Origin of the sequence: Paenibacillus silvae (assembly GCF_014639235.1) — a bacterium.
GTDB lineage: Bacteria > Bacillota > Bacilli > Paenibacillales > Paenibacillaceae > Paenibacillus > Paenibacillus silvae.
Window position 1 is genome coordinate 12,800 of the sequence record NZ_BMFU01000012.1, and the last position, 20,147, is coordinate 32,946.

General features: G+C 48.0%; 17 protein-coding genes and 2 pseudogenes. 8 read left to right on the forward strand and 11 right to left on the reverse strand.

Annotation, left to right across the window (positions count from 1 at the left end):
- Nucleotides 1-30: 30 nt before the first annotated feature.
- The 7 genes from IEW26_RS25155 to IEW26_RS25185 all read right to left on the reverse strand — a co-directional run bounded on the left by IEW26_RS25155 (nt 31) and on the right by IEW26_RS25185 (nt 6,232).
- A complete protein-coding gene (locus IEW26_RS25155; RefSeq protein ID WP_188594370.1) occupies nt 31-990 on the reverse strand; it encodes a ring-cleaving dioxygenase in 960 nt (319 codons plus the stop codon).
- Between the two features lie 150 nt (nt 991-1,140).
- Nucleotides 1,141-1,368 carry a DUF896 domain-containing protein gene (locus IEW26_RS25160; RefSeq protein ID WP_090924289.1) on the reverse strand — a complete coding sequence of 76 codons (228 nt, stop codon included), beginning with the start codon at nt 1,366-1,368 and terminating at the stop codon, nt 1,141-1,143.
- Between the two features lie 859 nt (nt 1,369-2,227).
- Nucleotides 2,228-3,265, reverse strand: coding sequence for an SPFH domain-containing protein (locus IEW26_RS25165; protein ID WP_145405794.1), 1,038 nt, complete (start codon nt 3,263-3,265; stop codon nt 2,228-2,230).
- Between the two features lie 21 nt (nt 3,266-3,286).
- Entirely contained in the window at nt 3,287-4,084 is a 798-nt protein-coding gene (locus IEW26_RS25170) for a TPM domain-containing protein (RefSeq protein WP_229730027.1), read from the reverse strand.
- Nucleotides 4,081-5,112: a TFIIB-type zinc ribbon-containing protein gene (locus IEW26_RS25175; RefSeq protein ID WP_188594372.1), complete on the reverse strand. Its 1,032-nt coding sequence runs from the start codon at nt 5,110-5,112 to the stop codon at nt 4,081-4,083. Before IEW26_RS25175 ends, IEW26_RS25170 begins: the two co-directional genes overlap by 4 nt.
- 42 nt (nt 5,113-5,154) lie before the next feature.
- Entirely contained in the window at nt 5,155-5,862 is a 708-nt protein-coding gene (locus IEW26_RS25180) for a PspA/IM30 family protein (protein ID WP_188594373.1), read from the reverse strand.
- A 151-nt stretch (nt 5,863-6,013) separates the two neighbouring features.
- Nucleotides 6,014-6,232: a hypothetical protein gene (locus tag IEW26_RS25185; protein WP_188594374.1), complete on the reverse strand. Its 219-nt coding sequence runs from the start codon at nt 6,230-6,232 to the stop codon at nt 6,014-6,016.
- Nucleotides 6,233-6,378: 146 nt separating this feature from the next.
- On the opposite strand from IEW26_RS25185, the gene IEW26_RS25190 reads away from it, so the two are divergent.
- The 4 genes from IEW26_RS25190 to pdxA all read left to right on the forward strand — a co-directional run bounded on the left by IEW26_RS25190 (nt 6,379) and on the right by pdxA (nt 11,859).
- Nucleotides 6,379-8,067 (forward strand): PrpR N-terminal domain-containing protein, encoded by a 1,689-nt coding sequence (locus tag IEW26_RS25190; protein ID WP_188594375.1) that lies wholly within the window; start codon nt 6,379-6,381, stop codon nt 8,065-8,067.
- A 249-nt stretch (nt 8,068-8,316) separates the two neighbouring features.
- Nucleotides 8,317-9,303: a 2-keto-3-deoxygluconate permease gene (locus IEW26_RS25195; protein WP_188594376.1), complete on the forward strand. Its 987-nt coding sequence runs from the start codon at nt 8,317-8,319 to the stop codon at nt 9,301-9,303.
- Nucleotides 9,304-9,565: 262 nt separating this feature from the next.
- Nucleotides 9,566-10,861: a four-carbon acid sugar kinase family protein gene (locus IEW26_RS25200; protein ID WP_188594377.1), complete on the forward strand. Its 1,296-nt coding sequence runs from the start codon at nt 9,566-9,568 to the stop codon at nt 10,859-10,861.
- Nucleotides 10,858-11,859: a 4-hydroxythreonine-4-phosphate dehydrogenase PdxA gene (gene pdxA, locus IEW26_RS25205; protein ID WP_188594378.1), complete on the forward strand. Its 1,002-nt coding sequence runs from the start codon at nt 10,858-10,860 to the stop codon at nt 11,857-11,859. The genes IEW26_RS25200 and pdxA overlap by 4 nt, the downstream gene beginning before the upstream one ends.
- A 170-nt stretch (nt 11,860-12,029) precedes the next feature.
- Here pdxA and IEW26_RS25210 read toward each other — a convergent pair whose 3' ends face one another.
- From IEW26_RS25210 to IEW26_RS25220, 3 genes are all read right to left on the reverse strand, one after another.
- Nucleotides 12,030-12,305, reverse strand: coding sequence for an AbrB/MazE/SpoVT family DNA-binding domain-containing protein (locus IEW26_RS25210; RefSeq protein ID WP_229730028.1), 276 nt, complete (start codon nt 12,303-12,305; stop codon nt 12,030-12,032).
- A 265-nt stretch (nt 12,306-12,570) separates the two neighbouring features.
- On the reverse strand, nt 12,571-13,554 hold the full coding sequence (locus IEW26_RS25215) for a carbohydrate deacetylase (RefSeq protein ID WP_188594379.1): 984 nt from the start codon (nt 13,552-13,554) through the stop codon (nt 12,571-12,573).
- Nucleotides 13,555-13,632: 78 nt separating this feature from the next.
- Entirely contained in the window at nt 13,633-14,013 is a 381-nt protein-coding gene (locus IEW26_RS25220) for a RidA family protein (RefSeq protein ID WP_145405801.1), read from the reverse strand.
- Nucleotides 14,014-14,118: 105 nt separating this feature from the next.
- On the opposite strand from IEW26_RS25220, the gene IEW26_RS25225 reads away from it, so the two are divergent.
- The 3 genes and pseudogenes from IEW26_RS25225 (at nt 14,119) to IEW26_RS25235 (ending at nt 15,643) form a co-directional block, all read left to right on the forward strand.
- Nucleotides 14,119-14,454: a winged helix-turn-helix transcriptional regulator gene (locus IEW26_RS25225; protein WP_188594380.1), complete on the forward strand. Its 336-nt coding sequence runs from the start codon at nt 14,119-14,121 to the stop codon at nt 14,452-14,454.
- A 26-nt stretch (nt 14,455-14,480) separates the two neighbouring features.
- Nucleotides 14,481-14,957 (forward strand): annotated as a pseudogene (locus IEW26_RS25230) (ABC transporter permease); the annotation flags it as partial.
- A pseudogene (locus tag IEW26_RS25235) lies at nt 14,957-15,643 on the forward strand (ABC transporter ATP-binding protein). The pseudogenes IEW26_RS25230 and IEW26_RS25235, both read left to right, overlap by 1 nt.
- Nucleotides 15,644-15,805: 162 nt before the next feature.
- Here IEW26_RS25235 and IEW26_RS25240 read toward each other — a convergent pair.
- Nucleotides 15,806-16,735: a helix-turn-helix transcriptional regulator gene (locus tag IEW26_RS25240; RefSeq protein WP_188594381.1), complete on the reverse strand. Its 930-nt coding sequence runs from the start codon at nt 16,733-16,735 to the stop codon at nt 15,806-15,808.
- A gap of 216 nt (nt 16,736-16,951) precedes the next feature.
- Here IEW26_RS25240 and IEW26_RS25245 point away from each other — a divergent pair, with 216 nt between their 5' ends.
- On the forward strand, nt 16,952-20,131 hold the full coding sequence (locus IEW26_RS25245) for an alpha-mannosidase (RefSeq protein ID WP_188594382.1): 3,180 nt from the start codon (nt 16,952-16,954) through the stop codon (nt 20,129-20,131).
- Nucleotides 20,132-20,147: the final 16 nt, after the last annotated feature.

Sequence of the window (20,147 nt, forward strand, 5' to 3'; positions counted from 1 at the left end):
ACGTGCTCCGGGCACATCTTATTTACCTTTTTACTCCGTCACAGCTGTTGCAGGTGTGAGTGTTCTGACCTGGATCGGCTGCAGATTATCCTCAATCTGAGTACGGTATTGCTCGAACCATTCCGGCAGCATCAGTTTCTGTCCCAGCGCTTCAGCCGGTTCATCTCTTGCAAAGCCCGGAGGATCGGTTGCGATCTCAAACAGTATCCCCCCTGCTTCTCTGAAATAAATCGCGTTGAAATACTGACGATCTCGCACCGGGGTTGGCTGATATCCGTAGTCACGCACAGCCTCGCTCCACTGTGCATGCTGTGCATCATCCACCGCGCGCCATGCGATATGGTGCACAGTTCCTGCACCGCCCATACCCAGCGGCACACGGGTAACGGGTACATCCACAATATTTCCGATATCACCGATGGAACGGAAGCGGGCAAACTCTTCATTTTCGCCTACTTTCACAAATCCGAGAATGCGCTCGAGTGCATCCATGGTTCGCTGCGGGTTCACACTGAACAGTACAGCTCCGCCGAAACCTTTAATCGCATGTTCAGCCGGGATGCCTTCCTGCACCCACGTATTGGCTGCGCCCTCTTCCCGTTCAACCAGCTCCAGACGCAAACCTTCGCTATCTTCAAATTGCAGCAGCGTTTCATCGAAGCGCTGGGTACTGGTTACTTCGATATTAAAACCTTCCAGACGATTTTGCCAGAAGTTCATTGAGCCTGGTGGGATGACATAGGAAGTGATGCCAACCTGCCCGCCGCCGATCTGACCTCGAGGTGACCCTGCTGCCGGGAAAAAGGTGATGATTGTTCCAGGGCTGCCGTGTTCATCTCCAAAGTACAGGTGGTATACATCCGGTGCATCAAAGTTTATTGTTTTTTTCACGAGACGAAGTCCCAGAACTCCTGCGTAGAAGTCAACATTGGCCTGTGGATCTCCGGCAAAAGCCGTAATGTGGTGGATACCTGTTGTTTGAATGTTCATGATTATTTCCTCCTTGGATTGTATATGCGTTGATATCGCAATTTTATAAGTTATTTATATTATTATCTTTAAATTAAGATATATGATCTGTAGAACTAGTGCAGAGATAATGCCTCATCCGCACTAGTATTTATCTTCCGAGCAGTTCCTCTATGGATTCTGTCTGGAAGCCTGCTCTTGTTTCAATTTATCTGGAGTCACGTCATCGCCGTTTGGATCATAGATGGTCGCATTCAGCAAAATGTCGTTGACCGAACCACGGAAGGTCTGCAGATATTCCTGCCGAAGGCGAGTCTGCTCTGCCTGCTCCATCTCCGTCAACCCACCCGCTTTCGCTTTTCGCGCGAGCTCATTAATTCGCGTCAATGTTGGAATCATCATCTGGACCTCTCCTCCTGTACATGGATTAAAGATATTTATTTGAGTATATTCTTGCCTTGCGGTTGCTGTCACTATTCTTTGTTGTATTCAAATTAAATATCTTAATATAAAGATAAATGATATCAGAACGAATGTCAACACTTTGTTTTTTGTAAAAAAGTGCTTTACCCTCGCTCGAGCATCTCGCTTCATTATAGGTTCAAAGCAAAAAGGGTTAGCCCACAGTTATAACAACTCCTGTGAACTAACCCCTTCATCATATAACCCTTTCTACATTCGGAATTGCTCTCGATCCGTTTGACGCAGCAGGGGGCGAAAAGGCAGTAAAAGATGCACTCCAGTAGGTTTCAAGACACGTCCTAATATCAAATCCAATACTAGATACGTTGAACTAAGGAATGTGCACAACCTGCTCCGATATGCTCATCAATCCAGGGCGTTAGTCAAATATCGCCCGTGGTTAGTACAACTCTGCCAGTACTGTCACCCTCTACTGCGAGCGCTAACGATCAGGAGAGACCTTATTTCGGCATATTCGGGCTTTGGAACATTCTAACGATCCCCAGAGACGCTATTTTGCTGAAATGAGACTAATCAGGCTCATTTTTCAGGATTTTAAATGAATTAAGCTTTCTGGAGATCGTTAGATTTCAACTGTCCCCGATTCAGAGCAATTAAGCTCCGTAGGAATCGTTAGCTTTTCATCATCGACTTGAGCAGTCTGCCAAGGCTGGAATTCTTGCCTCAATACAGCGACGACAGCGCTCTTTAACAATCATGTACAGTTGATCGGCTTAATGAAGTTTCTTTAGTTCAATTATATAACTAAAGCCTGATCATCGGTGTACTCCTATCTCTAGGCCAGCTTTTGTCCGCAGTTCGGACAGAAATTAGCTCCTTCATTTTTAGCGCCACAGTTCGGGCAGAAGTTTGGCTTCTTGCCATCACCATTGGAAGCCTGAGACGCACTCGCATTGTTATTTTGTTGTTGACCTTGATTAGGATTATTTTGGTTTTGACCTTGGTTTTGATTATTCGAGCTTTGGTTGTTCTGGTTCATGTTTTTCATCATTTCATTCGCCATGTTCATGCCCATCATCATGCCCGCCATATCCGAGGCTGCGCCGCCGCCCTGCACTTTACCGGATGAGATGCCATCCGTCATGCTCACCTGCTGATACTTCTGCAGATTGCCGATCATTTCATGCGAGGCTGTTTTGGTGATCATATCCTGAATCTCCTGCGGATAATTGAAGCTCATCACCTGGAAGCCGGTAATGCCAATCCCGATATCCATCATCTGCATATCCAAGTCTTCCTGAATACCGCGTGCAATATCCGAAGCATTTGCTTGTAGATTAAACATATCTTTACCCTCACGGCTAATCCACTTCATCAGCAGCTGATCCAGCACCGATGTGATGCGGATTTTGACATCCTCCACCAGATAGCTCTGCTTAATGCCCGCAACCTTATCAATCAGCGTCACATAGTCGCTCACCTTGAAGTTAAACGTCCCGTTCGCCCGAATCGGCATACCGCCCGGAAGCTGCGGTGTCGGAATCAGCACCGGACTTTGCGTGCCCCAACGTACGGTGAACTCTTTTGTGTTTACAAACAGAACTTCAACACGCATCCCACTGTTAAATCCAAACTTGAAGCCCTTCAGCGTTGACAGAAACGGAATAATCTCTGAATCAATATTAAAGGAACCTTCGTCTTCAAAAATCCCTTCCACCTTGCCGTTATTCAGAAAGATCGCATCTTGCCCTGCGCGAATAATCAGCTTACTGCCTTTCTTGATCTCGCGATTGCTCCACTTCCAGAAGATCATGTCATCTCTGAATTCTTCCCACTCCACCACGTTGGAAAACTGATTTCTGAAAAATCCCATACTCGATCCCATCCCTTCTATTTAGAAAGACCGGCTGCTGCCGCTGTGTGAATGTCCACCCGCGGTTTTACCTCCACCGCCGCCTCCACTGTTATTATTATTTTTCTTGATTTTGGTCTTCGTGACGGTTGTGCGAATATAACGGTCCTGATGATCTATCACATGAGAATTCTCCGAATCCTCGTAGGTTGAACGGTTCACCGTCACACGTCCGCCGGAGCGATACATCATCACTCCCACAACAATGCCACCAACAGCCAAAGATGCAGCCACTTGAAACCATGTTTTAAAAAGAATATTATCTGGATTCACCCCAGGCTTGAGATCCAGATATTCATAAGACAGGTTCAGAAACTTCTCAAAAGCCATGCGATAATTACCATCTGTCAACTCCGGGGCAATTTTAGCTGTAATTTTATCTGCCCGACTATTATCAACGTACTCCTCACCCTTATAGAAACCCGCTACGTACATTTTCCGATGATACATATCCAGTGTCAAAATCACCGTGTTGCCGTGCGGCTTGTCATATCCCGGTGCCTGATCATCATAAAATTCCTCGGTCAGCAGCTTATCACTTTTCTGTTCCTCGTTGTTGGTCGTATAAATGATCAAGTCTGTCTGCCGCTCTGCCGAATACTGATTCGCCAGTGCATTCAATTCATTACGGTCCTGCTCGCTAAGCAGGTTGGCCTCATCATAGATGAGATTTTTGTTCTCCGCTGCGGAAGCCGATGACATCGGCAAGATCGGAGCGAACAGGGTCACTATAAGGACAATAAGCGCAGCCAGGGCAGTCAGGGGCCTTTTTTTAATCACAGGAATCCGCCTCCCATCATCCAGGACACCAGCTTCAGCGATATTAACGACACCGCAGAAACACCTGTGAACCATCCTGCTACTTTGGCTTTGCTGATCGGTGGTTTGCCCACCACTTTACCCGTTTGTCCATTCATCGCAAAGGTATACTGTTTCCGATTGTAATTATAGTTCACCATCCATACCGGCAGCAGCACGTAATCTGCATTTTTCATCGTTGTATCAATCTGTTTATCCGTATAGCTCACACTGGTGTATCCCGAGACGGTAGACGCAATGTATGAGTCAATATAAGATCTGGTTTTATCCTTGGCTCGGGGAAGCAGCTCGTCTTCGGTATAACTGTATTTTTCCGCGATGTATCCCGCCAGATACGGGGTTTTGAACAATTTCAGCTCCCTGTATGGAAACGGCTCCAGCTTATCCATCAGCTCATCATTCATTTTCTCGGACGCATCTATAGGCAGATTCACATACTCCAACCGAATTTTACGATAAATATCAAAATGCTGCGTCTCTGTATAATGGTAGTCACCCTGCGTATAGGACCTGACCTTGGTCCCCTGAGCATGGACTTCAATTCGGTTATGTAAATCATACAGCCAGAACGGTACATAGATGCCGGTAATGCTCTGGATTCGATCAGCGGTCATGAAACCTCCTGGCGTCAGCAGACCGTTTTTGCACCATTTTTTGAATGCCTGTTTCGCTTGCTCCTTGTTGATGGAAAAAGGTATCACCATCGCCGGGGCCAGCTTGCCCGTCAGTCGATCACTCAGAACGACCGCCGCACCGCAGAAACTGCATGTCGTTGCACTCGTCTCCGGTTCGGTGACAATATCTGCTCCGCAGCTGTTGCAGTGGTATTCCTTCACCTCATCCTCCGTGAATACCTGTCGCTTCATCGGATCGGGGAGCTGTTCAATATTGTCCTCTCTTCCGCAGCTCGGACAAGACAATGCACCGGATACACTGTCAAAGATCATGCCGCTGCCACAGTTTGGACATTTATACTCTACTACCGGCATCTGCTCACCTCCATGTCTAAATCAAATGTACTGGCTTCCCCTCTATTTCCCAAGCTTCTCCTGAATCGCTGCCAGCTCCTCGTCTGCGCTTGGAGTCCGTTGCTCACTCTGCTTATTACCCGCGTCTGCGTTCATATCCCGCTCCAGCTGTGCAATAAGTTCGTCGAGATCGTCCTCCTGCGTGCCCGCACGAAGCTCAGCCAATGCTTCCGCTTCATTCAGAGCCTGATTCGCTTGATCCTCCATCGCTTTAAACGCGGATTCTGCACGGCTCGCAGACACATTCCGTTCATTTAACTGCTGCTGTGCCTTTGCATCTGCCATTCGACCTTTCAGCTCGGCATGTCTCGCTTCCAGCTTTTCCAGATCGGCAACGAGCTTGTCGTTCATATGTTTCATCATCTGTGCTTTAGCCGATGCCCGGTCGTAAGCGGTCTGAAGCTCGTTGCGTTTATCCGCCAGCTTTACCTTTTTTTCCAGAAAACTGCGTGCCTTGTCAACATCACCCGACTCGGCGGATTTCTCCGCATAACGCTGCAGCTTGTTCACCTCAGCCTGGCACTCATCCAGTGCCCGCTTTGCCCGGTTTTCATCCGACAGCACCGCTGCCGTCTCTGCCTTCACCTGTCCCAAGTCACTGCTCAGACTGCGCATATACTCATTCACGGTCTTCTCCGGGTCCTCGGCCCGGCTAAGCATGTGGTTCACGTTTGCTTTCATCACGTCTCTAAACCTCGATAAGATTCCCATCATTCGTTCCTCCTTCGGGTGTGTTCATATGTATACTATAATACATGAATAGGACGGCATACGTTTCATTTTTCATACGACTACACGCCACCATTGTCTCGTTCTCCCAATAGAAATAACTCTTCCATGCACTCTACAGCTCCAGCTCCGGCTAGATCTCCTCTGGCAAACGCTCTACCGCTGTGAAAAATACATCCAGTAGCTGCACCCCATATGTCGTCTGAACATATTCGGTGATCAATGCCACATCCTCCTCCCGCTGATACTCGAGACACGGGCGGCCTTCGCTCCACAGCACTCTGCACGGAAAACGCCCCACCACACTCTCGATAATCTGATCAGGATCAGCTGCTTTATGAATATTCGCCATATGTCCCCACTCCTTCCGAATGCTTTAATTTTGAAAAAGATTTCCCCTCCCTTCAGTGCAGTTCATCACATCGCTCCAAGGATGCCTTTCTTCTTCAAGTTAGCTATAATAAGGGGATCAATGAATCCATAAAAGGCAGGAAAACTATGCGTACACGAGTTCACTTCATTGCTCCTTACGAGTCGATGATTCCTATTATACAAGACTGTATTCCCCGCTACCCTCAGTTAGTCGTTCAAACCGATGTGGGCGACCTGGCGAAGGGTGTGGAGCTGGCCGTGCAGGCTGAAAAAAATGGTGCCGAGATCATTATCAGCCGCGGCGGAACCGCGCAGCTCATCAAACAGGCGGTGACCGTACCGGTCATTGATGTGCAGCTGTCCGGCTATGATATGATCCGTTCCCTCACACTCGCAAGTCAGTTCAACGGACATACCGCGATCGTGGGTTTTTCCAATATTACATCGGGTGCACAGTCTATTATCGACCTGATGGATCTGCCGCTCAAGGTGTATACGATCCACAGCTCGGAGGAGGTTGCCCGGCTGCTGCTGGAGCTGAAAGCGTCCGGTTACCAGCAGATTGTGGGTGATGTCATCACGGTGAACACGGCCAAGGCCTACGGTCTGGAAGGTTTATTGATCCAGTCCGGCACGGAATCCATTCTCAGAGCCATGGAGGATGCACAACTGGTATACCGGTATTTGAGCAAAAATCAGACGGTATCCGTCATTCTGAATGACCTCGTTACCCAAGAGCACCCGAACCTGCTCATCATGGGCGAACAGAATGAAATGGTGCTGGAGAACCTGACTGATTTTGACCACAATCCACTCACCGCAAACCACCTGTATTTGATAAATACAAGCCTGGAATTCCACCAATCCAGAATTCAGAACGTATTCATGGTAGACGATTATCAATTAACGGTGCAGGCTTACGAAACAACGCTGGATAACAAGAGTTACAAGGTGTATCTGCTGGAAAAAGGAGAGCCCTATGCCTTTGCACAATTCGGCATTACCACCTTTACCGATTCCTCAATGGAACCCATCGTTGCCGAATCACCTGCCATGCAGGCGATAGTCAAGAATATTCGCGCGCTGTATACGCATCATGAACCGATATACTTGTTGGGTGAAGCCGACTCGGGTAAATCTTTTCTGGTCAAACACATGCATCAGATGCACTATGGTGGCGGACTTCTGTTACAGATCGATCTCTCTCAGGTGCCTTCAGGTCATTTGCACAAAATTCCACTAGCCAAGGTAAAAACGGTAGAGCTGAATCAGATTGAGTCACGGATGAATGATCCCGAGCTGCTGACCTTTATCCAGTCGTGTCTACAGAATAACATCGGTCTGTTTATTCTGAGCGATAACGTGCCTGATCCAGACTGGACACTCAAGTTAGAGCTAAACATCCTCATCATGCCAGGACTTGCTGACCGTGCCGAGGATCTTGAGCCCTTGATGCAGCATTTTCTGACCGGATATTATCATAAATACGGCACAACAGCGGTACGAATCAAGGAGGATGCGCTTCAGCTGATCCGCAATGAGGCTGCACATATGAACGTCAATCAGCTGAAACATCTGATCAAGCAAGCCGCGCTTAACGAGCCGGATTATGTGATCACAAGCGGAACCTTAACCCGTCTGCTCCACCAACAGTCTGCGGTAAATGCAGGTGCGATGAAGCTGAATGGCACGCTGAAAGAGATTGAGAAAGAAGTGATTCAGCTCGTGCTGCAAGAGGAAAATAACAATCAATCCAAAGCTGCTGAGCGCCTGGGGATTAACCGGGCCACATTATGGCGTAAACTTAAAGATTAACTTTAAGTTTACGTCTTTTTTATGGACTTTTTTCAGGGTATCTCTACGAGCTGTTATATCAATTTTTCGTTGTCCTTTTATTTGATCGTTTGATTGGAATTATCCACAAGCTAATGTGTTGCATTTTTAAACAATTATAAATATATTTTAAATTTACAATAATTTATTGTTGCTAAATTAAACAACATGCGTTAACATAATCCCTGCAAGCGCTTCAAGAAAACGATTACTTCATAAGGAGCTACGACAATGAACATTAAAGCTACTCTTGATCGCATCCCTGGCGGTATGATGGTTGTTCCCCTGTTGCTTGGTGCAACAATCAATACATTTTTCCCGAATGCCCTGCGTATCGGCGGATTTACAGAAGCACTCTTTGTCAACAGCGCCAGCACACTCATTGCGCTATTCCTGTTGATCGCGGGTACACAAATTACGTTCAAAACAGCCGGCTCCTCTGTCGGCAAAGGCTTGACCCTGCTTACGTTCAAATGGGCAATCGGTGCAGGCCTTGGTTTTATCGCAATTTTATTTGCCGACTCGAGCGGCTTGTTCCTGGGTCTTGCCCCACTTGCCATTATCGCGGCCATGACGAATTCCAACGGTGGTCTGTACATTGCACTTGCAGGCCAATACGGCAAAGAAGATGACAAGGCAGCCTATCCGTTCCTTGCACTTAGTGACGGACCGTTTCTCACGATGGTAGCGCTCTCGATCTTCGGCGCAATGGGCTTTGCCAACGGAATGTTCTCTCCGATGTCCTTTGTTGCGGTATTGCTTCCACTGATCGTTGGTGTCATTATTGGTAATCTGGATCGCAATTTGGCTGAATGGCTGCACAAAGGCAGTGACAAGCTCGTTCCGTTCTTTGCATTTGCACTAGGTATGGGGATTAACTTCTCTTCCATTATCAAGGGTGGACTTGGCGGAATTCTGCTTGGGGTGCTGACCGTGCTTCTGACAGGTGGTATTGGATACCTGCTCTTCAAAGCGATCGGCTGGAATCCGATTGTCGGAGCATCCGAAGGCTCTACGGCTGGTAATGCGGTAGGCACTCCAGCGGCGATTGTGGCTGCCAACGCTTCCTTTGGTCCCATTGCAGAGATCGCTACGGTGCAAATTGCAGCAAGTGTTGTGACAACGGCGATTCTGCTGCCGATCTTTATTGGCTTCCTCTCCAAACGACTGGAGAAATCAGGCGGTGTCGCCAAATATAATGAACGACCGACCACATAAATGCAGACGTGAAACTGAGATATTTCATTTTATATAAGTTGAGTTAAGATTTTACACAGTCCACTCCGATGACAGAATAACCTTCCAATCGCTGTTATCCCCAGATTTTTTTGGATTCCCTTTTCCAAAGGGAAAAATCCGGTGATAAAGGCGAACGCTCCGCTTTTTCAGGTTTTTTCTGTCCTCTCCGTTAACGTGTAAAAGAATAATTCAATTGATATGGGTAATGTAACGAACGAAATAATAAGGAGGGGATAACTGCATGAAACTGGCCATTATTGCAGATGATTTGACCGGTGCCAATGACAGCGGGGTGCAGCTTGCCCGCCACGGCTTGAAGACCAGTGTTCTATTTAATATGGATGAAGCATCCCTGGCATCGTATGATACCGTTGTTTTTGATACAGACAGCCGTTCCATCTCGGCAGAGGAAGCTTATGATCGCGTGTATCGTGCAGCCAAGCTGCTGATGGATAACGGATTTGATACACTTTTCAAAAAAATGGACTCCACCATTCGCGGCAATATCGGCATCGAAATTGATGCAGTATATGACGTTGTACAGCCGGACTTTATGATGATTGCTCCAGGTTATCCGAAAAATAACCGCACCATTCGCGAGGGTATTCATTACCTGAACGGTGTACCGCTCGCGGAAACGGAGATTGCCCTTGATCCCAAGACACCTGTGACGATCTCTTACCTGCCGGACTTGCTCAAACAGCAGACCAAGTACAACGTGGGCGAGATTAGCGTGAACGACCTGGAAGCCGGACAACAGCAAGTTCATGCCAAACTGGAGCAGCTGAAACAAAACAACATTCCGTATGTGCTGGTGGATTCGACTGAGGAAAGGCATTTGGAGCTGATTTTGCAGATGACGCATGACATGCCCTATACCTTTGCCTGGGCGGGTTCAGCAGGAATTGCCAACTATCTGCCCGCTCACTACGAGCTTGAATCCAAACCAGCAGCGCTAACGATAACGCCGAATTCAGGACCAATCCTGACCGTTGTCGGCAGCGTGAACAAAAACTCTCGTGAGCAGTTATATCGCTTGCTTCGCCAGTCCCGGATTGCATCCGTATCCTTCCACTCGTTCAAAGCCGTATCGGCAGAGGAAGACCGTACAGCGGAAATGGAACGGGTCTACGACGAGATCAGAACCAAAGCGCTGGAGGGACAAGATGTGGTGCTCTACTCCACCGCTGAATCGATCGATATCGAGCTGGCACGGGCCACCGGTGAGAATCGGGGGTTGAACCCTACCGAAGTGAGCAACGAAATTGTACGTGCCATCGGTGAAATCTGTGCCAGATTGCTGGAGGAAGGACTGTTCAAAGGGGTATCCATGACAGGTGGCGATACAGCCAAACAGATTTGTATGAAATGGAACATCAGCGGCTTTGAGCTGCTGGACGAGCTTGAAATCGGCGTGCCGATCTCCAGATTTATGGGTATTGAAGATTTATATGTGATTACCAAAGCAGGTGGATTCGGCAAACCGGACGTCTTTATCCATGCGATTCAAAAATTAAAAGGAGGCATTCTCGTATGAAACCAACCGTAGGTATTACGATGGGTGATGCTGCAGGCATTGGACCCGAGATTATTATGAAAGCACTGGGACATCAAGAGGTGTATGATCAGTGCAACCCGCTTGTCATCGGTGACGCCAAAATCTTGGAGCGTGTGCTGCCCCTGATCGGTTCCACGTTGAAGGTGAATGCGATTCAGGAGCCAACGGAAGCAAAATACGAATTCGGCACAGTGGATGTCATCGACCTGAATCTCGTGCCTGCTGATCTGGAGTACGGTAAAGTATCTGCTGCTGCGGGCGATGCGGCCTTCCAATTTCTTGCGAAAGCCATTGACTTGGCGAAAAAGAAACAGATTCACTCGATCTGCACCGCACCACTCAACAAGGAAGCCTTGCATATGGGAGGCCATTTGTATCCAGGCCATACAGAGATTCTGGCAGACCTGACGGACACCGAGGACTTCTCCATGATGCTGACCACGCCGAATCTGCGCGTTATACACCTGACCACACATATGGGCCTGATTGATGCCATTGCGAGCATTAACCCGGAAAGAACCTACACGGTTGTTAAGCTGGCTCATGATACGTTGAAAAAAGCAGGCTTTGAGAATCCGCGCGTCGCAGTTTGCGGGATTAATCCTCATGCCGGAGAGAACGGCCTGTTCGGCAACGGGGAAGAAGAAGAGAAGCTCCAGCCCGGCATTGAGCGCGCACAGCAGGAAGGCATTAACGTCGTTGGTCCCCTTCCGGCGGACACACTCTTCTTCCGCGCCGGCCGGGGTGACTTCGATATTGTCGTAGCCTGCTACCATGACCAGGGCCATGCCCCAATTAAGGTGATGGGCATTGAAGAAGGGGTGAACATCACGGTTGGCCTGAAAGGCGGCATTATCCGCACATCGGTTGACCACGGTACTGCCTTCGACATTGCAGGCAAAAACATTGCCGACGATAAAAGCATGTTGGCTGCTATTCGTTCCGCCATTGAGCTTGCACCGAAGGACTTGGTGTAAGGAGAGCACTATTTTCACATATACCTATATAGACAATTTAATATTAGAGAAAAGAGCAAACCCGTTTGTTTCAGCGGGTTTGCTCTTTTGAATTTAATTTATGTATGACTCAGATGACTACAAAAACGTGCTTACTTTATCCAGACTAAATCTCCCCGATCTGCGTTCATTTAGATTAATTCAGTCTCTTCTCTACCAAAATCAATTTCGTCATGACGGTTTTCTGGCTTGCATTTGTCCAACAATTCCTCCAACGTTGGCTTTTTCTTTTGAGGTACTATGATAAGTTTACGATCGTCACTTACAATCAGCTCAACTTCCGTCCCTTGATGAACCCCAATTTTGCCAGCGATATGACCAGGAATTCGAATACCCAGACTGTTTCCCCATTTCTGTACGGTCGTTGACATACATACCCCTTCTTGATTTAGAGTTCTTTGTTTCATTTTATCACGCCCTCTTTCGTATACACATAGTATATACATTCAAAACATGAATCTACTATATAAGTTGAACTAGTGATTTTGCATCTAAACCTATAATCCATCTCAGCAGAACAATCCCTAGCCAGATCAAGAAGGAAGAACCGCAAGAAATAATTTCGTAGAAATGAATCTGAAACAGCCTGTACCCGGCATAATCCATATGTATGGAAAGCTGCTATGCAGATTGCATAAACAGCATATAATTAGATGCAAAAGCAGCGGTTGCTCACCTGTTTTTCTCCTTTTTCCTCATAGTGATTCTTGTCTTTTTTCTTGGTAGTACCCTTTGATGCCCCTTCCTCCTTTGCAACGAGTGAAACTTGAGCTTTCGCTTCCCAAGGCTCTTCCGTTGCGATACGGATCTTTTTAGCCTCAGAGACTGTACGGGTACTACGGGAGATGCATTGTCTGTTTCGGATACGGCAATGGAAGATGTAGGAACAGGTTCGTTTATGGCGGATTCAAGCAACCCGTAATGGATCATGCGAACGCCAAGGTTCTGAATGGTTTTGCTGACGGCGGGATTGCAAAACACAGCCAGCTCGGACTCCCGTTCTTTGATTAATTTGGACAACGCCTGTAATGTCTCGTCGACATATCCGGGATGACACATGATTTCAGTCGAACCTTGTGGCAGATGTTGAAGATAACCGAGCAGCTTCTGTAACCCATGCTCCGCATCATAAGTGTCCAGCAAAACCTGATCAACCTGGATTGGAATCAAAACCGGGTTTCCACTCAAGGTATGTGGCTGCTGGAGTCGCCGCATCGGAATGTTTTCTTTGACAGCTAACTGTGCCATAGCTTCATATACTTCCGGCAAAACCTGGTGCAAATGATGATGTGCGTCCAGATGTGTCGGGTACAAGCCTGAGGCGATGAACCGATCCCACTGAGCTGACAGTTCAATCTCGATCTCGCTCCGCTCCCTACTGCTGTTCTCGCTAATTGAATGAAAGCAGCCGTCCTTTTGAACAAGAGACGGAACAAGCCTCACATCAGATACAGGTCGACCATAGGTCAGATTAAAATGCAGACCCACCCCCAGTTCTGGATGCAAGTGTGCCAGCCTTACGGCATCTGTAAAGCCGGGCATGTTCACCATTAGCGTCGTGCTGCTGATCCCTCCAGCCTGATATGCCTCAATAATTCCTCGGTTCACGCCCGGTGACAGACCGAAATCATCGGCATTGATGATCAAATGTTTCATGACGTGATCGCTCCGTTCTCTCACCTGTTTCCCATATTAAATGCAATAGATCAGAGGATAGATTGGGGCACATGCCTTTTATATTTTAGCAACGGCTCGGATCTCTACCCATTGTTCTGGAAAGGCCAGATCACTCACCCCGATCATGCTGCCTGCTGGCCGATGCTCGCCAACATATTGTTTAAACAGTTCGATGGCAGTCTCCCCATGCTCCTGCGCCCGGGTCAAGTATATTTCAACATATGCAAGATTGGACTTCGTAACACCAAACTGTGCTAACACGGTATCCAGATTCTCTAATGTCTGTAATACTTGCGCCTGAATATCACCCTCTCCAACAAAGCTGCCTTCTGTATTATGAGAAAATTGTCCAGAGATATATAACGTGTTATCGACACAGTAGCCTTGAGAGATGCCATGATCCCAAAGGTGGTGATTGTATGTTTGAATGGTGGTCATGTTCCTAGCCCCTTTACTTTGAATTAAGGCTAGTATAGACTGGGCAAAAAGATTAGGATAGTACGCACAATGATGATAGGTACTATCTGAAAGGATAGTGTAAGCATGGGCATATCCGACTTAAACAGCGAGAATATGGCTATTCAAGATACACCTTTTGGCTACACGATGTCAGTCATCGGTGGGAAGTGGAAGATGATCATTTTATATCTGTTAGCTGCCAAACAACCCGTTCGTTTCAATGAAATGCAGCGGCAGATTGGAACGATCACTTACAAGGTTTTAAGTGCACAGCTCAAAGAGCTGGAGACCGATGGATTAGTCAAGCGCAAGGAGTTTCCGCAAATTCCTCCCAAGGTAGAATATTCACTGACACCCAAAGCTCAGACGCTTCTACCTGTGCTGGAACAGCTGTGCGAGTGGGGCACACAGAATCAGTAAAGCTTGTTTGTGTTACCTCGTCATGCAAAAATATAGATTCAGCTGAAATCAACAACAAGCTGTCCGGTACGGATACCGTTACCCGGGGAGAGGCAGTGCAAGGCATGCCTGGATACAAGGAAGAGAACGGCACAATTTTGATGATGCTTGCCTTCTTGCTTGCCATCTCCGCGTTTGTACTTGGTGTATTCTTTTATGTCATCACGATGCAAAAGACCAATCAGTTCGGCATTATGAAAGCGATCGGTGCCAGCAACCGGTTTCTGAGTAAAGCGATTGTATCGCAAGTATTCATACTGTCGCTGACGAGTATAGTTGTTGGAATCCTGCTGACTTATGCCACTGCCGCAATTATGCCTAAAAGCATGCCGTTCAAGCTGGAGACAAGTCTTGTCGTGACTTACTCCATCATCCTGCTCGTAATAGCCATGTTAAGCTCGATGGTATCCGTTCGCAAAATCACAAAAATTGATCCACTTAAAGCGCTCGGGAGGGTTGAATGATGAATAAGGGATTACAGATGAATGAAGTCACAATGGTTTACGGTGAAGGGAGTCATCAGGTTAAGGCGCTCGATCATGTATCCTTATCCGTGGAGCCGGGAGAATTTGTCGCTGTCGTTGGACCTTCCGGGTCTGGTAAAAGTACCTTCTTGTCTATTGCTTGAGCGATGCTGAAAGCATCCGAAGGAGAAGTCAGACTGAACGGAAATATAATATCGACACTTACAGAGAAAAAATTATCTTACATCCGATTAAGAGAAATCGGCTTTATTATGCAATCCTCGAATCTAGTTCCTTATCTGCATGTTCTGGATCAGCTCCTCGTCGTAAAACGAATGTCTGGAGCCATCAATAAGGAAGACCAGCAATTTGCCACGAAGCTGCTGGAAGAGCTGGGGCTTGGACAGAAGCTGCGAAAATTCCCGGAGGAATTGTCAGGCGGGGAGAAACAGCGGACAGCCATTGCTCGTGCTCTGATGAATGATCCGAATCTGATCCTGGCGGACGAGCCGACAGCAAGCCTGGATACCAAACGGGCACATGAAGTGGTCAGTCTAATGACGCAAGAGGTAAAATCACGCCAAAAAGCCGCGATTATGGTTACTCATGATGAACGTATGCTCGCTTATTGCGATAAGGTATACAGGATGAATGACGGAACTTTACCGCTAGCCGCATCATCTTAAACCAAGCTTGACCGACTGAATCAAAATGATATCATTCCCCTATATGGTGAAGAGTCAGCACGCTTCTTGGCAGCTGACTCTTCCTGTTTTGGCGTGAGGCTTCCTCACTCTATTCGTTTATCCCGTTCAGACGCTCTATGCGCTACACCCGGTCGGGTTCGCTCAGTTCACCTTCTGCCCTGCCGCTGCAAACACCGACTGACGCTCATCCTGCGCGGGTCTGCTGCGGCGATAGGCACTTGGTGACATACCGCTCTGCTTGTTAAAGATACGATTGAACTGGGAGAAGCTGGCGAAGCCGCACTTGGCAGCAATATCTGTGATTTTCTCACTGGAATGCAGCAGCAGCTGCTGCGCATTACGAATCCGGGTCATTTGCACGTACTCCGTAAACGTAAAACCTGTTACTTTGTTAAACTGGCGAGATAAATGATGAGCACTTACATAAAAACGTCTGGACACCTCGTCCAGCGACAGTTCCTGCTGATAATGGCTGTGAATATACGATGCAATGGCATACATACGCCGTGACATGGATGAGCCTGTTTCCTCACGTACATAAGCATTCTCTGCCGCGTAACGATGAAGACCACATAGAAACTCAACAAATTTATGATGAATAGCCACCGACTGAATAGGTGAAGGATGCTGTGATATCGCAAAAATATCGTTTATAGGCGCGAGGATTTCCCCCCGTCGCTCCTCCGAGAAGCGAAAGATCGGAACCTGCGCATGAAATAGGTTAAACAGCTCCCTGTAATCGCTCTCAAGTCCAGGCAAGCTGCGAGGCATAGCAAAGTTGATCATTAACCTTTTGGGCGGCAGGCCTTTGGGATACTGGGTTTTATGCAGCAAGGAAGGCCGGAGCAGAACGATATCATAGGGCTGCATCTCGTACAAACTGCCTTCAATAATATGTGCCGCACTGCGATCCAACAGAATGCAGATTTCATAAAAATCGTGAAAATGCTGAAACTCCATATTGAGATCATGCGAGCGCTCGTCATAATCCAGATGATAGAACAGTGGATCACCCGGCTGGTTCACCTGGATCGCATATCCCTTCTCATATGACAGAACCGACGATGTCATGGATATGCCTCCTTTCTTGATCATGCCTGACTTTATTTTAGCATGAAATGCAATAAAAAGACGGTATTTTCAGCATACATTACGTAGTTTGAAGCTTTGTGGGTTTGATATGATGGAGCTGAATGTCAGCGTTTTCAACATTGTTCTTTTTATACAGCTAACCGTCACAGTTAGGCTTACAGTCTACTTACTAAATCTCAAGGTGGGGAAACCAATATGAAAGCTAACTCCTTGTCCACTCGAATCCATACGATTGTTAAACATTTGGAAAGCGCACGCCTGACTTCCAAAACGTATATACCAGAGCTTTATCATAAAGAGAGTGGTTACCACTCGTGGGACCTCGTATATGAAGACCCTTCTTCGTGGAACATATTCCGCAAGGGTGACGGGTGGGGCGGCAAGGATGTGCACAGCTGCTTCAAGACACGCATCCGCATTCCTGATCATCTGGAAGGCAAAAAAGTCGTATGTGCCATCGTAACCGGTGCGACCGACATCTGGAACTATGATAATCCGCAGTTTCTGGCCTTCCTGAATGGTGAGCTGATCTGCGGCCTGGATGTGAACCATACTGAAATTGACCTGACTCCTGCAGCTGTCAAAGGCGAAGAGTTCGAGCTTGCCCTGTATGCCTATTGCAGCACATCCGCTGCTGATGTTTTCCTGAACGTTTATATTGCCGAGCAGCATCAGGCCGTCTCCGATTTGTATTATGACATCAAGGCTGCACTGGATGCTGCAGACCTGCTGCGCGAGGATGACCTGGAGCGCCTGAAGCTGATTGAACAACTAAACAAAGCGGTGAATCTGCTCGATTTACGTCAGGAAAACAGCCCAGCGTTCCATGCATCCGTGCTGAAAGCTCGCGAGTATTTGCAAAACCATATCTATGGCGAAACTCGCCCTGCAGCTGATCATATCCCGACCGTTCACTGTATCGGACATACCCATATCGATGTGGCCTGGCTGTGGACGCTCGATCAGACACGGGAGAAGGTCATTCGCAGCTTTGCGAGTGTGCTCTATCTGATGGACAAGTTCCCGGAGTATACATTCATGTCCTCCCAGCCTCAGCTCTATGCATACTTGAAAGCCGACTTCCCGTCTTTATATGAGAAAATCAAAGAAAAAGTTGCCGAAGGCCGCTGGGAAGCAGAAGGCTCGATGTGGCTGGAGGCCGATTGCAATCTGATCTCGGGCGAATCGATGATCCGTCAGATTATCTATGGCAAACGTTTCTTCAAAGAAGAATTTGGCGTAGAGAACCGCGTGCTCTGGCTGCCCGATGTATTCGGATACAGTGCAGCGATGCCGCAGATTATGCGCAAGAGCGGGATCGATTATTTTATGACGACCAAAATTGCCTGGAATGATACCAACCAGATTCCTAACGACACGATGTACTGGAGAGGTATTGACGGCTCAGAGGTGCTGACGCATTTCATTACGGCCAAAGACTATATTCCCCACCCGGAATTCGGCAAGCACCGTTTCGAAACAACGTACAACGGACGTTTTAATGCTTCACAAGTGAAGGGCACGTGGCAGCGATATCAGAACAAAAATATCAACACCGATGTGCTGCAGTGCTTCGGCTTTGGAGACGGCGGCGGCGGGCCAACGGAAGAAATGCTGGAACACGGCAGACGGCTTGAAAAGGGACTGCCAGGCGTACCGGCGGTGAAGCGCACCTTTGTACGTGAATTTTTTGAGAAGCTGGAACAGAATCTGGACGGAGTCCGTTCCGTTCCTCGCTGGTCAGGGGAGCTTTATCTGGAGTACCATCGCGGTACGTACACATCGATGGCCCGCAACAAACGCTACAACCGCCACAGTGAATTTGCGCTGGCAGATGCAGAGCTGTTCTCTATGATTCAACGTCAGGCGGATGCACAGGCAGCATATCCAACCGACGCTTTGGAGCATGCATGGAAACTGACGATGCTGAACCAGTTTCATGATATTCTGCCAGGCAGCTCGATCGAGCAGGTTTACGTCGATTCGCAGGAGCAGTATGAAGAGGTGCTGCGTGTCACGGACGAGCTGAAGGACAGTGCCCTGAACGGAATCGTAAGCCGGATTACGTCAGACGGTGAAGGGATTGTTGTGTTTAACACAACCGGCTTTGCCCGGACCGATGTGGTGGAGCTGCCTTCATTGGCCAAAAAAGTAACGGTGTATGATGGTGAGCATCCTGTACCAAGCCAGCTCACACCGGAAGGCGGCCTTGTGTTCCTCGCTGAGCACGTGCCGGCCGCAGGATACAAAACGTTCCGAATCATACCGGATACCGCCGCTGAACTTGGCATCGCAGGGGTATCCGTTGCCCAGTGGCAGTCCGAACAGCGCTCCATCGAAACCCCTTGGTACGATATTCGCCTGAATGACAGTGCCGAATTCGTATCGGTATGGGACAAGCTTGAGGGCCGTGAATTGCTTCAAGCCGGCGAGCGTGGCAACGTGCTGCAAGTATTCGAGGATCGTCCTGCCGAGTATGAGGCATGGAATATTGACGATTATTACGAACAGCATATGTGGGAGATCAACGACCTGCAGTCGATGGAATGGCTCGAAAACGGGCCGGTTCGTTCCGTGCTTCAAGTGAAGAGACAGTTCCTGGACTCTGTCGTTGAACAGACGATCATTTTCTATGCACATACACGGCGAATCGATTTCCGTACCTTTGTAGACTGGAAACAGGAGCACCTGCTGCTCAAAGTTGCATTCCCGCTCGATATCTGGAGTGAAAAAGCCGTCTACGAAATTCAGTATGGTAACGTGGAACGTGCTACACACCGCAACACCAGCTGGGATCAGGCGCGGTTTGAGGTATGTGGTCAGAAGTGGGCGGATCTCGCCGAGAGCGGATACGGTGCTGCCCTGCTTAACGACTGCAAATACGGATACGACATTCACAATTCGGTGATGCGCCTGTCCCTGATCAAAAGCGCGACGTATCCGAACGAAAATGCCGATAAAGAGCAGCATGTATTCACCTACTCGCTCTATCCGCATCAGGGTGATTTCCGTGAGGGACGTGTCATTCAGGCCGCTTATGATCTGAACCGTCCGCTGGTCGGTCTGGAAATAGGTTCACAAAGCGGTACGCTGCCGGGTACGTGGTCCCTTGCTTCCGTAGATCAGGAAAATGTGGTGCTTGAGGTTATTAAAAAAGCCGAGGACAACGATGACACGATCATCCGTGTGTATGAAGCCCATGGCCGCCGCAGCCGTGCCTCCCTGCAATTGCCTGAGCAAGCAGCTTCAACAGCGTACGCATGTGATCTGATGGAGAACATCGAAGCGGAGTTCCACGTAGAGAATGCACGTATTACTTTTGACATCAAGCCATATGAGATTTTAACGTTCCGCATTCCACGGGTAAACAACTGAATCAATGGCCGTACCA

Bases quoted from the DNA above. Each gene is read 5' to 3' on its own strand.
- IEW26_RS25155 (WP_188594370.1), bottom strand. From the start codon at position 990: ATGAACATTCAAACAACAGGTATCCACCACATTACGGCTTTTGCCGGA.
- IEW26_RS25160 (WP_090924289.1), bottom strand. From the start codon at position 1,368: ATGATTCCAACATTGACGCGAATTAATGAGCTCGCGCGAAAAGCGAAA.
- IEW26_RS25165 (WP_145405794.1), bottom strand. From the start codon at position 3,265: ATGGGATTTTTCAGAAATCAGTTTTCCAACGTGGTGGAGTGGGAAGAA.
- IEW26_RS25175 (WP_188594372.1), bottom strand. From the start codon at position 5,112: ATGCCGGTAGTAGAGTATAAATGTCCAAACTGTGGCAGCGGCATGATC.
- IEW26_RS25180 (WP_188594373.1), bottom strand. From the start codon at position 5,862: ATGGGAATCTTATCGAGGTTTAGAGACGTGATGAAAGCAAACGTGAAC.
- IEW26_RS25185 (WP_188594374.1), bottom strand. From the start codon at position 6,232: ATGGCGAATATTCATAAAGCAGCTGATCCTGATCAGATTATCGAGAGT.
- IEW26_RS25190 (WP_188594375.1), top strand. From the start codon at position 6,379: ATGCGTACACGAGTTCACTTCATTGCTCCTTACGAGTCGATGATTCCT.
- IEW26_RS25195 (WP_188594376.1), top strand. From the start codon at position 8,317: ATGAACATTAAAGCTACTCTTGATCGCATCCCTGGCGGTATGATGGTT.
- IEW26_RS25200 (WP_188594377.1), top strand. From the start codon at position 9,566: ATGAAACTGGCCATTATTGCAGATGATTTGACCGGTGCCAATGACAGC.
- pdxA (WP_188594378.1), top strand. From the start codon at position 10,858: ATGAAACCAACCGTAGGTATTACGATGGGTGATGCTGCAGGCATTGGA.
- IEW26_RS25210 (WP_229730028.1), bottom strand. From the start codon at position 12,305: ATGAAACAAAGAACTCTAAATCAAGAAGGGGTATGTATGTCAACGACC.
- IEW26_RS25215 (WP_188594379.1), bottom strand. From the start codon at position 13,554: ATGAAACATTTGATCATCAATGCCGATGATTTCGGTCTGTCACCGGGC.
- IEW26_RS25220 (WP_145405801.1), bottom strand. From the start codon at position 14,013: ATGACCACCATTCAAACATACAATCACCACCTTTGGGATCATGGCATC.
- IEW26_RS25225 (WP_188594380.1), top strand. From the start codon at position 14,119: ATGGGCATATCCGACTTAAACAGCGAGAATATGGCTATTCAAGATACA.
- IEW26_RS25240 (WP_188594381.1), bottom strand. From the start codon at position 16,735: ATGACATCGTCGGTTCTGTCATATGAGAAGGGATATGCGATCCAGGTG.
- IEW26_RS25245 (WP_188594382.1), top strand. From the start codon at position 16,952: ATGAAAGCTAACTCCTTGTCCACTCGAATCCATACGATTGTTAAACAT.